This window comes from Geodermatophilus sp. SYSU D00710 (assembly GCF_054050195.1).
This window is the reverse complement of sequence record NZ_JBJGYX010000004.1, coordinates 1-13,345: the sequence shown is the minus strand read 5'-3', so window position 1 is coordinate 13,345 and position 13,345 is coordinate 1. Positions and strand designations below refer to the sequence as shown.

The window sequence follows — 13,345 nt, the reverse complement described above, 5'->3', positions numbered from 1 at the left end:
GCCGTAGGGTGACCCGGTGCAGTGCTTCGAGGTGACCGGCGGCACGCCGCTCAAGGGCCGGGTCCGCGTCACGGGGGCGAAGAACAGCGCCCTGAAGCTCATGGCCGCAGCACTGCTGGCCCCGGGGCGGACGACCATCGACGAGGTCCCCGACATCCTCGACGTCGCCATCATGAGCGAGGTCCTGCGCCGGCTGGGCTGCGGCGTCGGTTACGAGCGCTCGGGTGAGGCCGGCGGGGGCGGCCGGGTCGTCGTCGACGTGCCCGAGGCCCCGTCCACCGAGACCGACTACGACCTGGTCCGCAAGATGCGCGCCTCGATCAGCGTGCTCGGTCCGCTGGTCGCCCGCTGCGGCAGCGCCCGGGTGGCCCTGCCCGGCGGGGACGCGATCGGCTCGCGCGGGCTGGACATGCACATCTCCGGGCTGGAGCGGCTCGGCGCCTCGGTCCACAGCGAGCACGGCTTCCTGGTCGCCAGCGCGCCGCGGCTGCGGGGCACCTCGATCTGGCTGGACTTCCCGTCGGTCGGGGCCACGGAGAACCTGCTCATGGCCGCCGTGCTCGCCGAGGGCACCACCGTCATCGACAACGCGGCGCGGGAGCCGGAGATCGTCGACATCTGCTCGATGCTCACCGCGATGGGGGCGCGCATCGAGGGTGCGGGGTCGTCCACGCTCACCGTCGAGGGCGTCACGGCGCTGGCACCGGTCGCCTACAGCACCGTGCCCGACCGGATCGTGGCCGGGACCTGGGCGATCGGTGCGGTCATGACCCGCGGCGACGTCGTCGTCGAGCGCGCGGTGGCCGAGCACCTCGCCGTCCCGCTGGACAAGCTGGTCAGCGCCGGCGCCACGGTCGAGGTGGTCCCCGACGGCATCCGCGTGGCCATGGAGGAGCGGCCGCGCGCGGTCGACGTCGTCACGCTGCCCTTCCCCGGGTTCCCCACCGACCTCCAGCCGATGGCGGTCGCCCTGGCCGCGGTCTCCACCGGGACGGCGCTGGTCACCGAGAACGTGTTCGAGGGCCGGTTCATGTTCGTCAACGAGCTGGTGCGGCTCGGCGCCGACGTGCGCACCGACGGCCACCACGCCGTGGTGCGCGGCCGCGAGCGGCTCTCCAGCGCGCCGGTGCTGGCCACCGACATCCGCGCCGGTGCCGGGCTGGTGCTGGCCGGGCTGCTCACCGACGGGGTGACCGAGGTGCAGGACGTGCACCACGTCGACCGCGGCTACCCCGACTTCGTCGAACTGCTGCGCGGCCTGGGCGCGCAGGTCGAGCGGGTCGAGCGCCCGGACTGACTAGGCGGCGGGGAAGGACGCGGCCAGCTCGCGGGCCCGGGCGGCGTCCTCGCGGAACACCAGCACGTCGGCCCGGTGCGCCTCAGGGCAGCGGATCGTCGAGCGGATGCCGGCGTCGGAGAGCACCGCGCGCAGCGCCAGCGCCGACTCCCGGCGGGAGAGGGTGGCCACGCGGGTGAGCAGGCCGTCGTCCGACGGCGTGGGCCGCCGGCGGCGCATCCCGCCGGTGGAGCTGCCCCCGAACGCCCAGCGCATGAACAGCACCAGCAGCACCATGACCACGATCGCGACGACGGGCCCGGCGATGTAGCTGAGACTGCCCGGCTGCAGCATCCCCGGCCCCCTCGGCGATCGGTGCCCGGGCTCTGGCGGCCCGGTCGCACACGATCGAGTGTGCCACCGCCGGAGGTCTCCGGCCGGTGCTGTTACCGGCCAGTAGGTCCCCTTACACTCCGCTGGCATGCCGTTCCCCTCGTCACCGGACGAGCGCGACCGCCCCTGGGTCATGCGCACCTACGCCGGGCACTCGTCGCCGGCCGAGTCCAACTCGCTGTACCGGCGCAACCTGGCGAAGGGACAGACCGGGCTGTCGGTCGCCTTCGACCTGCCGACCCAGACCGGTTACGACCCCGACGACGAGCTCGCCGTCGGTGAGGTCGGCAAGGTCGGCGTCCCGGTGACGCACATCGGCGACATGCGGGCGCTCTTCGACGGCATCCCGCTCGACGGGATGAACACGTCGATGACGATCAACGCCACCGCGATGTGGCTGCTGGCGCTCTACCAGGCGGTCGCCGAGGAGCACGGCCACGACGTCGCGGCGCTGGCGGGGACGACGCAGAACGACATCATCAAGGAGTACCTGTCGCGGGGGACCTACGTGTTCCCGCCCGGGCCCTCCATGCGGCTGATCACCGACATGGTCGCCTACACCGTGACGGCGATGCCGCGGTGGAACCCGATCAACATCTGCAGCTACCACCTGCAGGAGGCCGGCGCGACGCCGGTGCAGGAGATCGCCTACGCGATGAGCACCGCGATCGCGGTCCTCGACTCCGTGCGCGACTCCGGCCAGGTGCCGCCGGAGCGCTTCGGCGCGGTCGTCGCGCGCATGTCCTTCTTCGTCAACGCGGGCGTCCGCTTCGTCGAGGAGATGTGCAAGATGCGGGCGTTCACCCGGCTCTGGGACGAGCTGACCCGGGAGCGCTACGGCGTGCAGGACCCCCGGCACCGCCGGTTCCGCTACGGCGTCCAGGTCAACTCGCTCGGCCTGACCGAGGCGCAGCCGGAGAACAACGTCCAGCGGATCGTGCTGGAGATGCTGGCGGTCACCCTGTCCCGGGACGCCCGCGCCCGCGCGGTGCAGCTGCCGGCGTGGAACGAGGCGCTGGGCCTGCCCCGGCCCTGGGACCAGCAGTGGTCGCTGCGGCTGCAGCAGGTGCTGGCCTACGAGACCGACCTGCTCGAGTACGAGGACCTGTTCACCGGGTCGGTGGTCGTCGAGCGGAAGGTCGCCGAGCTCGTCGACGGGGCGCGCGCCGAGATCGCGCGGGTGCAGGAGATGGGCGGCGCCGTGGCCGCCGTCGAGTCCGGCTACATGAAGGGGCAGCTGGTCGCCTCGCTGGCCGAGCGGCGCCGCCGGATGGAGAGCGGCGAGGACGTCGTCGTCGGCGTCAACCGCTTCGAGGCCACCGAACCCAACCCGCTGCTGGCCGACCTCGACACCGCGATCCAGGTCGTGGACCCGGCCGTCGAGGCCGCGGCCCAGGAGGCGGTGCGCGCCTGGCGCGCCGGGCGGGACCCCGAGCCGGTGCGGCGGGCGCTGGACCGGCTGCGGGCGGCCGCGGGCACCGACGAGAACCTGATGGCGGCGACCCTGGAGTGCGCCCGCGCCGGCGCGACGACGGGGGAGTGGGCCGGCGTGCTGCGCGAGGCGTTCGGCGAGTACCGCGCGCCCACCGGCGTGGCGGCGGCCACCGGCGGCGGCGAGGCCGACGACACGCTGGTGGCGGTCCGCGAGCGGGTGCGGGCCACCGGGGAGGAGCTCGGCGGCCGGCTGCGGTTCCTGGTGGGCAAGCCCGGCCTCGACGGGCACTCCAACGGCGCCGAGCAGATCGCCGTGCGCGCGCGCGACGCCGGCTTCGAGGTGGTCTACCAGGGCATCCGGCTCACACCCGCACAGATCGTCTCGGCCGCGGTCGAGGAGGACGTGCACGTCGTCGGGCTGTCGGTGCTGTCCGGCTCGCACCTGCAGGTCGTCCCGGCGGTGCTGCGCGGGCTGCGGGAGGCCGGGCTCGACGACGTGCCGGTCGTCGTCGGCGGGATCATCCCCGACGGTGACGCCCGCCGGCTGCGTGAGCAGGGCGTGGCCCGGGTGTTCACGCCGAAGGACTTCGGGCTCACCGACATCATGGGCCAGGTCGTCGACGTCATCCGGGACGCGCACGGCCTCGACGAGCGGGTGCCCGCGCCGGCCTAGGAGCGCGGGCCGAAGCGCACGTCGACGCCGGGGGAGAACAGCACGCTGTCCGGCGGGCCGCCGACGCCGGGCAGGCCGGCCGCGGCCAGCAGGTCACCGTCCCAGGCCAGCAGCTCGGCGCGGTGCAGCGGCCAGGCGGGGTGCTCGTTGGGCCAGTAGACCGTCCGGCCGCGCGCGGTCTGGTGCAGCCCCCACCGTCCGGTGAGGAAGCGCTCGAGCGGGCCCGGCTCGGTGAGCCGCTCGCCCACGCGGACCTCGATCCGCCCGCCGGCCCCGCGCGGGCCGGGCCAGCGCCGGTGCGAGGAGTAGGTGATCCGGTCGCCGTCGCGGACGATCCGCATCCGCGACCACAGGTAGGGCAGTCCCGCGGCCCGGGCCACCAGGACGGGCAGCAGCCGGTCGGCGTCGAGGGACCGGAAGACGACGCCGCGGCGGCCCCGGTCGTCGACCGAGTACAGCCGCACGTTGGTCTCGAGGAACGAGCCGACCCACGGCAGCCCCGGCGAGCCGAGGACGCCGATGCGCCGCATCCGGAAGGGCACCAGGCCGACCCAGCTCGACCCCGCGTGCACGTCGGGCCGGGTGCCCGGCGGCAGCAGCGGGGCGACGACGGCGGGGTCGACCGCCCAGTGCACGAACGCGACGTCGCGCCAGCCCTGGGTGAACAGGGTCCGCCCCGCGCCGCGCGGCGCGGTGTCGGTGACCGGCTCGGGCAGCACGCCCTCCAGCGTCCCCAGCCACGTTGCCCGGGGCGACCCGGTCGTGGTGAGGTCGCTCACATGACCGCCGAGGGTGCCCCCCGCGTCGAGCGGGACGGGGACGTCGTCCGCATCACGATGTGCCGGCCGCAGCGACGCAACGCGCTGTCCCGCGACCACCTGCAGCAGTTGCTCGCCGCGGTGACGGAGGTGGGGGAGAGCGACGCCGCCGGGATCGTGCTCGGCGCGGAGGGGCCGGTGTTCAGCGCCGGCCACGACTTCCGCGACGTCCTCGACGCCCCGCTGCCCGAGGTGCGCAGCCTGCTGGCGCTGTGCACCGAGCTCATGCAGACCCTCGAGCAGGTGCCGCAGGTCGTCGTCGCCCGGGTGCACGCGCTGGCCACCGCCGCCGGCTGTCAGCTGGTCGCCTCCTGCGACCTCGCCGTCGCCGCGGAGTCGGCCGGCTTCGCCGCGCCGGGCGGCAAGGGCGGCTGGTTCTGCCACACGCCGATGGTCGCGATCGCCCGCAACGTCGGCCGCAAGCGGGCGATGGAGCTGGCGCTCACCGGCGACGTCATCGACGCCCGGACCGCGCTGGAGTGGGGGCTGGTCAACCGGGTGGTGCCCGACGCCGAGCTCGACGCCGCCGTCGACGACCTGGTGGCCCGGGCCACCCGCGGGTCGCGGGCGAGCAAGGCGTGGGGCAAGCAGACGCTGTACGCCCAGCTCGACCGGCCCGAGCGCGACGCCTACTCCACCGCTGTCGAGGTCATGGCCGCGGCCAGCCAGATCGAGGGCGCCCGCGAGGGCATGCGCTCCTTCCTCGAGAAGCGCCCGCCGGTCTGGACCGACTAGTCAGGGAGCCAGGTCGGCGCAGCCGGACTCGTGCGGCAGAACCGGCCGGAACGCGACCGACCAGCGGCTGCCGTCGGCGGTCACCCACGGGGTGAGCACGGTGGCCGAGGTCGCCGCGGCCAGCAGGTCGGCCGCCTGCTGCCCGGTGGCGCTCACGCAGGTCAGCCCGGCGCCGAGCGGCGTGCCGGGCAGGTCGGGGCCGGGCCAGGCGACCTCGGGCTGCGGCAGTTCGGGGTCGCCGGTGTACGGCTGGACGACGGCGGCCACGGTCTGCGGCTCGTAGGTCTCCGTCGCACCGCCGCCGAGGCCGGTGAGCTCGTCGGCCAGGTCCTGCAGCCGGCCACGGGCCTCGGCCTGCTCGTCGGTCACGGTGTCGTCGGGGGTCTCCGCGAGGGCGTACACCTCCCGCACGGACGTGCCCTCGGCCGTCACGAGCGTGAAGCGGGTGGTCGCCGCGTCGGCCAGCGGCGGCTCGCCGAGGTCGCCGGACCCCGTGACGCCCGCCTCGACCGCGCGGTCGACGAGGTCGCGGACGGTCGCCTCGTCGACCCGGGCCACCTGCACGTCCGGCAGCGCGGGCGCCGGCCAGATCGCGATCTGCGGGCCCTGGGTCAGCACCCGGCCGTCGCCGTAGACGCTGACCAGCGGCAGCCGGGTGGCCAGCTCCTCCGGCGTGGTGAACCCGCCGGTGTGGGCGACCTGCAGGACCAGCCCGGCAGGCAGGGGGTCCGGGGACGCCGGCGCACCGGGGTCCCCGCCGCCCTCCGCGCACGCGGCCAGGACCAGCGCCCCGGCCAGCAGGGACGCCGCACGCACCGCCCACGTCGTCGTCACGGTCCTGGCACGCCCGGCCGTCCTCGGCGGTTCCCGTCGTGACCGGACCGGTACCGTCGGCGCCCGTGCGTCTGGTCATCGCCCGCTGCTCGGTCGACTACATCGGGCGGCTGACCGCCCACCTGCCCCTCGCCACCCGGCTGCTGCTGGTCAAGGCCGACGGCTCGGTCTCGGTGCACGCCGACGACCGCGCCTACAAGCCGCTCAACTGGATGAGTCCTCCCTGCAGGTTGGAGGACGAGCTGGTCGACGGGGCGGGCACCTGGACGGTCACCAACAAGGCCGGCGAGCAGCTGGTCATCACCATCGAGGCGGTCGAGCACGACTCCTCGCACGACCTCGGCGTCGACCCGGGCCTGCAGAAGGACGGCGTGGAGGCCGAGCTGCAGCGGCTGCTGGCGCTGCACGTGGAGACGTTCGGCACCGGCTGGCAGCTGGTCCGCCGGGAGTACCCGACGGCGATCGGCCCGGTCGACCTGCTGTGCCGCGACGCCGACGGCGCGACCGTGGCCGTGGAGGTCAAGCGGCGCGGCGAGATCGACGGCGTGGAGCAGCTGACCCGCTACCTCGAGCTGCTCAACCGCGACCCGCTGCTCGCCCCGGTCAAGGGGGTCTTCGCCGCGCAGGAGATCAGGCCGCAGGCGCGGGTGCTCGCCCAGGACCGCGGCATCGACTGCGTGACCGTCGACTACGCCGTCCTCAAGGGCACCGACGACCCCACCCAGCGGTTGTTCTAGGCCCGGCACCCACCGCCGCCGCGGGGCTCCCCGGGTGGGACACTGCCCCGGTCAGCGTCGTGGAGGGATGGCAGCGTGGCCAGAGAACTGACCGAGGTCGGCGTGGTGGGCCTGGGCACCATGGGTGCGGGCATCGCCGAGGTCATGGCCCGCGCGGGCCTGTCGGTGACCGCCGTCGAGGTCGACGGGCAGGCCCTCGAGCGCGGCCGGGCCCACGTCGAGCAGTCCACCGGCAAGGCCGTCGCGCGCGGCAAGCTCGAGCCCGCCGACCGCGACGCCATCATCGGGCGGATCCGCTTCAGCACCGCGCTGGAGGACCTGTCCCAGGCCGAGCTGGTCGTCGAGGCCGTCCCCGAGCGGATGGAGCTCAAGACCGAGCTGTTCGCGAAGCTGGACAAGATCTGCCCGCCCGACACCATCCTGGCGACCAACACCTCGAGCCTGTCGGTGACCGAGCTGTCGGTGGCCACCGGCCGGCCGAGCAAGGTCATCGGCATGCACTTCTTCAACCCGGCGCCGGTCATGAAGCTGGTCGAGGTCGTGCGCACGGTGGTCACCGAGCCCGCGGTCATCGAGGACGTCGAGGCCCTCGCCGCCCGGCTGGGCAAGGTCGACGTCACCATCGGCGACAAGGCCGGCTTCATCGCCAACGCGCTGCTGTTCGGCTACCTCAACCACGCGGTCGCCATGTACGAGAACCGCTACGCCAGCCGCGAGGACATCGACGCCGCCATGCGGCTGGGTTGCGGTCTGCCGATGGGGCCGCTGGCGCTGATGGACCTCATCGGCATCGACACCGCCTACGAGATCCTCGACACGATGTACAAGCAGTCGCGCGACCGGCTGCACGCGCCCAGCCCGATCATCAAGCAGATGATGACCGCGGGCCTGCTGGGCCGGAAGTCCGGCCGCGGCTTCTACACCTACGCCGCCCCGGGCTCCGCCGATGTCGTCCCCGACGAGCACACCCCGCGGGCCGGCGGTGCCGCCGAGGGCGCCCGGCCGGTGTCGCTGGTCGGCGTCGTCGGCTCGGGCACGATGGCCACCGGCATCGTCGAGGTCGTCGCCAAGGGCGGTTACGACGTGCTGTTCCAGGCCCGCTCGCCGGAGAAGGTCGAGGCGGTGCTGACGGCGCTGCGCCGGTCGCTGGACAAGCAGGTGGCCCGCGGGCGCCTCGACGAGGCCGGCCGCGACGAGGTGCTGGGCCGGGTCCGCGGGACGACGTCGCTGGACGAGCTCGCCGACCGCGACCTGGTCGTCGAGGCCGTCGTCGAGTCGCTGCCGGTCAAGCAGGCGCTGTTCGCCGCGCTGGGGGAGATCGCCAAGCCCGGCGCCGTCCTCGCGACGACGACCTCCAGCCTGCCGGTGATCGAGTGCGCCAAGGCCAGCGAGCGCCCCGGTGACGTCGTCGGCCTGCACTTCTTCAACCCCGCGCCGGTGATGAAGCTGGTGGAGGTGGTCAGCACGATCGCCACCGCCGCCGACGTCGCGGCCACCGCGCACGCGGTCTGCGCGCAGCTGGGCAAGCACGCGGTGTCCTGCACCGACCGCGCCGGGTTCATCGTCAACGCGCTGCTGTTCCCCTACCTCAACGACGCGGTGAAGATGCTCCAGGCCCACTACGCGACCGCCGACGACATCGACGCCGCGATGAAGGTCGGCTGCGGCTACCCGATGGGCCCGTTCGAGCTGCTCGACGTCGTCGGCCTGGACGTGTCCCTGGCGATCGAGCGGGAGCTCTACACCGAGTTCCGCGAGCCCGGCTTCGCGCCGGCGCCGCTGCTGGAGCACCTGGTCACCGCCGGGTACCTCGGCCGCAAGACCGGCCGGGGCTTCCGGGACTACTCCGGCCGCTGAGGTGCCCCGGCGGGGACGACGCGGCAGCGGGGGGCGGCCGTCGGGCCGCCCTCCGCTGGCACCCCGGTCCGACCCGGTCGAGGAGGCCGCCGACGGTGACTGGGTCGTGCGGTCCCTGACCGGCGCGGCGAGCACCAAGCCCTACCGCTGCCCGGGCTGCGACCAGGAGGTCCGGCCCGGGACGCCGCACCTGGTGACCTGGCCGGCCTACGCGCGCGACTCGGACCTCGACCCCTGGGACACCGACTCCGCGGCCGACCGGCGCCGGCACTGGCACACCGCCTGCTGGCGCGCCCGCGACCGCCGTCGGTGACGGGGCCCACTCAGGTCCTCAGCTCACCAGGGTCGCGAAGACGACGACGTTGTCCTCGTAGCTGCCGCGCGACCGGTCGAAGGCGCCGCCGCAGGTCACCAGCCGCAGCTGGGCGTCCGGGGTTGGCCCGTAGACCTCCTCGGTCGGGAACGCGCCCTTGGGGTGCCGCTCGACGCGGGTCACCGCGAAGCGGACGCTCGTGCCGTCGGATCGGTCGACGAGCACCTCGTCACCGGGCCCGATCCCGGCGAGGCGCGCGAACACGGCCGGCCCCCGGGCGGAGTCGACGTGCCCGGCCAGCACCGCGGGCCCGACCTCGCCGGGGACCGGGCCCGCGGCGTACCAGCCGGCCAGGGAGGGGTCGGCCGGCACCGCCAGCGCGCCGGCGGGGTCGAGGCCCAGCTCCACCAGGCCGCCGTCGACGCCGGCCGCCGGCACCCGCACCCGGACGGGGACCGTGGCCGGTGCCGTCGGCTGGGCGGCGAGCACCACCGGTCCGGGGACCGACGCGGCGGGCGCCGTCGCCGCTGACGCCCCGGCCGCCGCCTCGGGAGGCGAGCCGGGCACGAGCAGTGCGACCGCCACGGCGCCCAGGGCGAGCACGGTCAGGACCACGGGCAGCAGCGGGCTCCTGCGCCGGTGCGGCGTGCGGTACCGGGTCCCGCGCTGGGGAGCCCGGTGGCGGGCCGGGAGCGTCACCGGCTCCGGGACGCGGCGGCGTGCCGCGGGCGACCGGCCGGACGCCGCGCCGTCGCCAGGCACACCCCCGCGCCGGCGGCCAGCGCTGCGCCTGCGGTGGTCAGGGCGACGGGCAGCGACACCCCGTCCGGCTGCGCCGCGCCGCCCGCGCCGGCCTCCACGCCGCCGGCCGGGACGACGGCGGTCCCCGCGGCGTCGCGCACGGCCCGCACGGTCAGCCCGCCGCCGGACCGGTCGAGCACCAGCACGCTGTAGACCGACCCCGCGGCCAGCTCGACCGGCAGCTCGGCCGGCTGCCCGCCCTCCGGGGTGACCCCGATGCCCGTGGGGCCGGCGGGCACGTCGACGTAGCCGCTGGTGTCGGCGAAGGCGAGGTCGCCGGCCAGCGACGGCCCGCCGGGCACCCCGACGGCGAGGGCGGGCGCGCTCGCCGCGGCGGCGAGGACCCGCAGCCGGGCCGCCCCGGATGCCGGCGGCGTCAGGTCGTCCTCGAGGACCTCCAGCCCGAGGTCGGCGAACGGACCGACGCCGGCGACCGTGCGGGCGCTGTCGGCCTCCACCTCGACGGTCGTCGACAGCACCGGCGGGGTGTCCGGGTCGGCGCCCGCGGCCCGCATGCTGACGGCGTAGGTGCCGGCCGGGACGCTCTGGTACTCCGACACCGTGCCGTAGCCGACCGCCGGGAAGACCTGCCCGGCGGCGGGGTCGGCGACCGAGTCGACGTACACGTCGACCGCGGGGGTGTCGGGGGACAGGTGCGCCAGCCGCAGCAGGCCGCCCTCGTCCGCCGTCGCCGTCGCCAGGGGCAGCCCGCTCACCGCGGCCGCCAGCGCCGTCACCACCAGGACGCGGCTGGTCCTCGTCACTCGTTCCTCCCCGTGTGCGGTCCCGGTTGCGTCGCAGCGCGGCCGGGGCGTCACTCACGTGTACCCCGCGCCCGCCGGACGCGCACGCCGGGGGTCCGCCGGGCGTGCCGTCAGCCGACGGCGCCGGCGACCAGGCCGTCGGGATCGGAGACGTGGTGGAAGGAGACCAGGACGCCGTCGGCGGTCACCTGCACGTCGTCGGGACGCAGCGGCGGCAACTGGGCGTCCAGCCAGGCGCGCAGCCGGTCGGTCCCCGCCGGGTCGGCCGGCACCGGCGCGCCGCCGAAGGCGTCGAGCAGCACCCGCCGGGCCGGCGTCCCGGCGTCCTCCTCGCCCGGCAGGGCCGGGAGGGCGGCGATGCCGACCCCCTCGCCCGCGGCGAGGCCGGCCAGCAGGCTCAGCACCCGCAGGTCCACCTCCCCGGAGCGCAGGACGGCCGCGACGGCGGGGTCCGCGCCGGTGGTCGGGTTGGCCAGCAGGGCCGCGGCCAGCGACCGCCGCCGCTCGCGTTGCTCGGCCGTGGGCTCGACGGGCCGCGGGTCGACCACCAGGAGGTCGTCGTCGTCGCCGGACCGGTCGAAGCGGGCGACGACCCGGGAGCCCGGCGGTGGGGAGCCGACGACCGCCAGCAGGGCACCGGGCGGGACGGCGCTCCCGGCCGCGCGGAGCCGGCCGGGCGGCACCCCGCCGGCGATGAGCTCCTCGCGGACGGCGGTGGAGGCGGCCAGGTCCGCCGACGGCGGCAGGGCGGCCGGGAGCCAGTCCGCCGGCGTGGCGGTCCCGGTCGCCGGGTCGTCCGTCCCGGCGGCCGTACCGCCGTCCCCGGTCAGCCGCGGCACCAGGACCACTGCGGCGACGAGGACGGCCAGCACGAGGGCCAGGAGGCCGCCGCGGACGAGCGGTCGCCGCAGCGAGGACCGGTCGCGGTGCCGGGCCCGGTGGCCGAGGTGGGTGAGGGCCGCGGCGGGGGCGTCGGCGGGGGCGGCGTGGCGCGGTCCGCCCGCCGCACCGGGGCTCCCCGGTCCGGCGGTGTCAGGCACGTGTCGTGCCTACCCTGTCGCGGCCTCCCCCGCGCGCCAGGGAGGCGGGGTCAGCGGCGCCCGGGGACGGCCGGCTGGCCGCCGGTGTCCTGCGGGGTGACGGCCGGCTGGACCCTGGTCGGCGCGTCCCCCGCGGGGGGCGCGCCCTCGGCCGGCCGGCCGGGCTCGGCCACACGGCTGGAGCCGCCGGCCTGCCGGTCCTCCTCCTGACCGCTGGTGTGGACCGGGCGGATCTGCTGCGTCCGCTCCGGCGAGACGGACTCGGGCTGCTGCACCGCCGGCAGCGTGGAGGGCGAGGACGACCGGGTGGGCTGGCGGGCGGCCGCGGCCTCCCCGACCCCCTGGACCGGTGTGTCGACGGTGCGCGCGTGCGGAGCCGGTCGCGGCGCGCCCGGCTGCCCGCCGGTCTGCGGCCCCACGGCCGGCTGCACGGCCGTCTGCGGACCGACGGCGGGCTGCATCGCCGTCTGCGGCCCGGCGACCGGCTGGACGGCGGTCTGCGGCCCGCCGGGCTCGCGACGCGGCAGCCGCACCTCCTCGGTCGCCCCGGGACGCGGTGCCTGGGCCGGCTGGGGAGCCTGCCCCTGCTGGGGCTGGCCCTGCTGCGGCTGACCCTGCTGCGGCTGACCCTGCTGGCCACCCTGGCCCTGCTGCGGCGCCGCGGGACGCGGCTGCGGCCGGTCGCCGAGGTCGGGCAGGGCGGTAAGCACCCGGCGGGCCTCGGTGAGGCGGGCGGTCAGCTCGTCGCGCACCCGGCGGATGGCGGCGGCCGAGGCCTCGGCCTCGCCGACGACGCGGGCGGCGTGCGCCTCGGCCGCGGCGACCCGCTGCTGCGCGGCCTGGACCGAGGCGCGCTCCCGCTCCTCCTCGGCGCGCGCGGCCTCCATCCGGCGGGCGCGCTGGGCGATCTCGAAGTCCTCCTCCACCTTGGTCCGGCGGGCCTGGGACTCGGCCTCGAGGCGGGCGACCTTCTCCTGTGCCTTGGCGACCAGCTCGTCGGCGCGGATCTGCGCCTTGCTGGCGATCTGCTCGGCGTTCTGGCGGGCCTCGGTGAGCATCCGCTCCACCTCGGCCTGCCCGGCGGCGTGCCGCTCGAGCATCGCCCGCTCCTCGGCGGCGGTCTGCTCGCGCAGCGCGCGGGCCTCCTGCTCGGCGGCGGCGCGGATGTCCGCGGCCTCCTCCTCGGCCAGCCGGAGCATGTGCGAGATGCGCTCGCTCATGTTCTCGAAGGTGGCCGGGCCGGAGGTGGCGGCCTTGCGGCGCAGCTGCTCGATCTCCGCGTGCATCGCCGACAGCTGGCCGGCGAGGTCGGCCGAGCGGCCCACGGCCGCGTCCCGGTCGGCCATGGCGACCCGGATGTCGGCCTCGAGGCGTTCGATGGTCTCGGCCACCTGGTGGCGGTCGTAACCCCGCAGCACCACGTCGAACGAGTGCTGCGCCTCGCGCATCGGCAGCAGGTCGCGGCGGGGATCGCTCATGCCACCATCCTCGCAGAGTCCGGGAGTGTCGTCAGGACGTCGGTCGGGGGCCCGACCGCGCCCCGCCCGGCGGGGCGGCCCCTCCCCGGGCGCCCCGCGGGGGGGGGGGGGGGGGGGGGGGGGGGGGGGGGGGGGGGGGGGGGGGGGGGGCGGGGGGGGGGGGGGGGGGGCGGGCGGGGGCGGCGTGAGCCG

13 protein-coding genes are annotated in these 13,345 nt (G+C 76.3%); 6 read left to right on the top strand and 7 right to left on the bottom strand.

What is annotated here, in order from left to right; genetic code table 11:
• Positions 1–16: 16 nt before the first annotated feature.
• Positions 17–1,297 (top strand): UDP-N-acetylglucosamine 1-carboxyvinyltransferase, encoded by a 1,281-nt coding sequence (gene murA, locus ACI78U_RS02645; RefSeq protein ID WP_456873740.1) that lies wholly within the window; start codon positions 17–19, stop codon positions 1,295–1,297.
• On the opposite strand, the gene ACI78U_RS02640 is transcribed toward murA, so the two are convergent.
• Positions 1,298–1,630, bottom strand: a complete 333-nt coding sequence (locus ACI78U_RS02640) for a hypothetical protein (protein WP_456873739.1) — start codon at positions 1,628–1,630, stop codon at positions 1,298–1,300.
• 127 nt (positions 1,631–1,757) lie between these two features.
• On the opposite strand from ACI78U_RS02640, the gene ACI78U_RS02635 reads away from it, so the two are divergent.
• On the top strand, positions 1,758–3,776 hold the full coding sequence (locus tag ACI78U_RS02635; RefSeq protein WP_456873738.1) for a protein meaA: 2,019 nt from the start codon (positions 1,758–1,760) through the stop codon (positions 3,774–3,776).
• On the opposite strand, the gene ACI78U_RS02630 is transcribed toward ACI78U_RS02635, so the two are convergent.
• Positions 3,773–4,555: a YqjF family protein gene (locus ACI78U_RS02630; RefSeq protein ID WP_456873737.1), complete on the bottom strand. Its 783-nt coding sequence runs from the start codon at positions 4,553–4,555 to the stop codon at positions 3,773–3,775. The genes ACI78U_RS02635 and ACI78U_RS02630 overlap by 4 nt on opposite strands.
• Between ACI78U_RS02630 and ACI78U_RS02625 the strand changes: the two genes are divergently transcribed.
• Positions 4,556–5,329: an enoyl-CoA hydratase-related protein gene (locus tag ACI78U_RS02625; protein WP_456873736.1), complete on the top strand. Its 774-nt coding sequence runs from the start codon at positions 4,556–4,558 to the stop codon at positions 5,327–5,329.
• Here ACI78U_RS02625 and ACI78U_RS02620 read toward each other — a convergent pair whose 3' ends face one another.
• Positions 5,330–6,145, bottom strand: coding sequence for a hypothetical protein (locus tag ACI78U_RS02620; protein WP_456873735.1), 816 nt, complete (start codon positions 6,143–6,145; stop codon positions 5,330–5,332).
• Between the two features lie 83 nt (positions 6,146–6,228).
• Here ACI78U_RS02620 and nucS point away from each other — a divergent pair, with 83 nt between their 5' ends.
• The 3 genes from nucS to ACI78U_RS02605 all read left to right on the top strand — a co-directional run bounded on the left by nucS (position 6,229) and on the right by ACI78U_RS02605 (position 9,070).
• On the top strand, positions 6,229–6,900 hold the full coding sequence (nucS, locus tag ACI78U_RS02615) for an endonuclease NucS (RefSeq protein WP_456873734.1): 672 nt from the start codon (positions 6,229–6,231) through the stop codon (positions 6,898–6,900).
• Between the two features lie 75 nt (positions 6,901–6,975).
• Positions 6,976–8,757, top strand: a complete 1,782-nt coding sequence (locus ACI78U_RS02610) for a 3-hydroxyacyl-CoA dehydrogenase family protein (RefSeq protein ID WP_456873733.1) — start codon at positions 6,976–6,978, stop codon at positions 8,755–8,757.
• Positions 8,758–8,863: 106 nt separating this feature from the next.
• Positions 8,864–9,070, top strand: a complete 207-nt coding sequence (locus ACI78U_RS02605) for a hypothetical protein (protein ID WP_456873732.1) — start codon at positions 8,864–8,866, stop codon at positions 9,068–9,070.
• 18 nt (positions 9,071–9,088) lie between these two features.
• On the opposite strand, the gene ACI78U_RS02600 is transcribed toward ACI78U_RS02605, so the two are convergent.
• The 4 genes from ACI78U_RS02600 to ACI78U_RS02585 all read right to left on the bottom strand — a co-directional run bounded on the left by ACI78U_RS02600 (position 9,089) and on the right by ACI78U_RS02585 (position 13,153).
• On the bottom strand, positions 9,089–9,769 hold the full coding sequence (locus tag ACI78U_RS02600; protein WP_456873731.1) for a class F sortase: 681 nt from the start codon (positions 9,767–9,769) through the stop codon (positions 9,089–9,091).
• On the bottom strand, positions 9,766–10,635 hold the full coding sequence (locus ACI78U_RS02595) for a DUF4397 domain-containing protein (protein WP_456873730.1): 870 nt from the start codon (positions 10,633–10,635) through the stop codon (positions 9,766–9,768). Before ACI78U_RS02595 ends, ACI78U_RS02600 begins: the two co-directional genes overlap by 4 nt.
• Positions 10,636–10,745: 110 nt before the next feature.
• On the bottom strand, positions 10,746–11,675 hold the full coding sequence (locus ACI78U_RS02590; RefSeq protein ID WP_456873729.1) for a hypothetical protein: 930 nt from the start codon (positions 11,673–11,675) through the stop codon (positions 10,746–10,748).
• Positions 11,676–11,725: 50 nt separating this feature from the next.
• Positions 11,726–13,153: a hypothetical protein gene (locus ACI78U_RS02585; RefSeq protein WP_456873728.1), complete on the bottom strand. Its 1,428-nt coding sequence runs from the start codon at positions 13,151–13,153 to the stop codon at positions 11,726–11,728.
• Positions 13,154–13,345 lie beyond the last annotated feature (192 nt).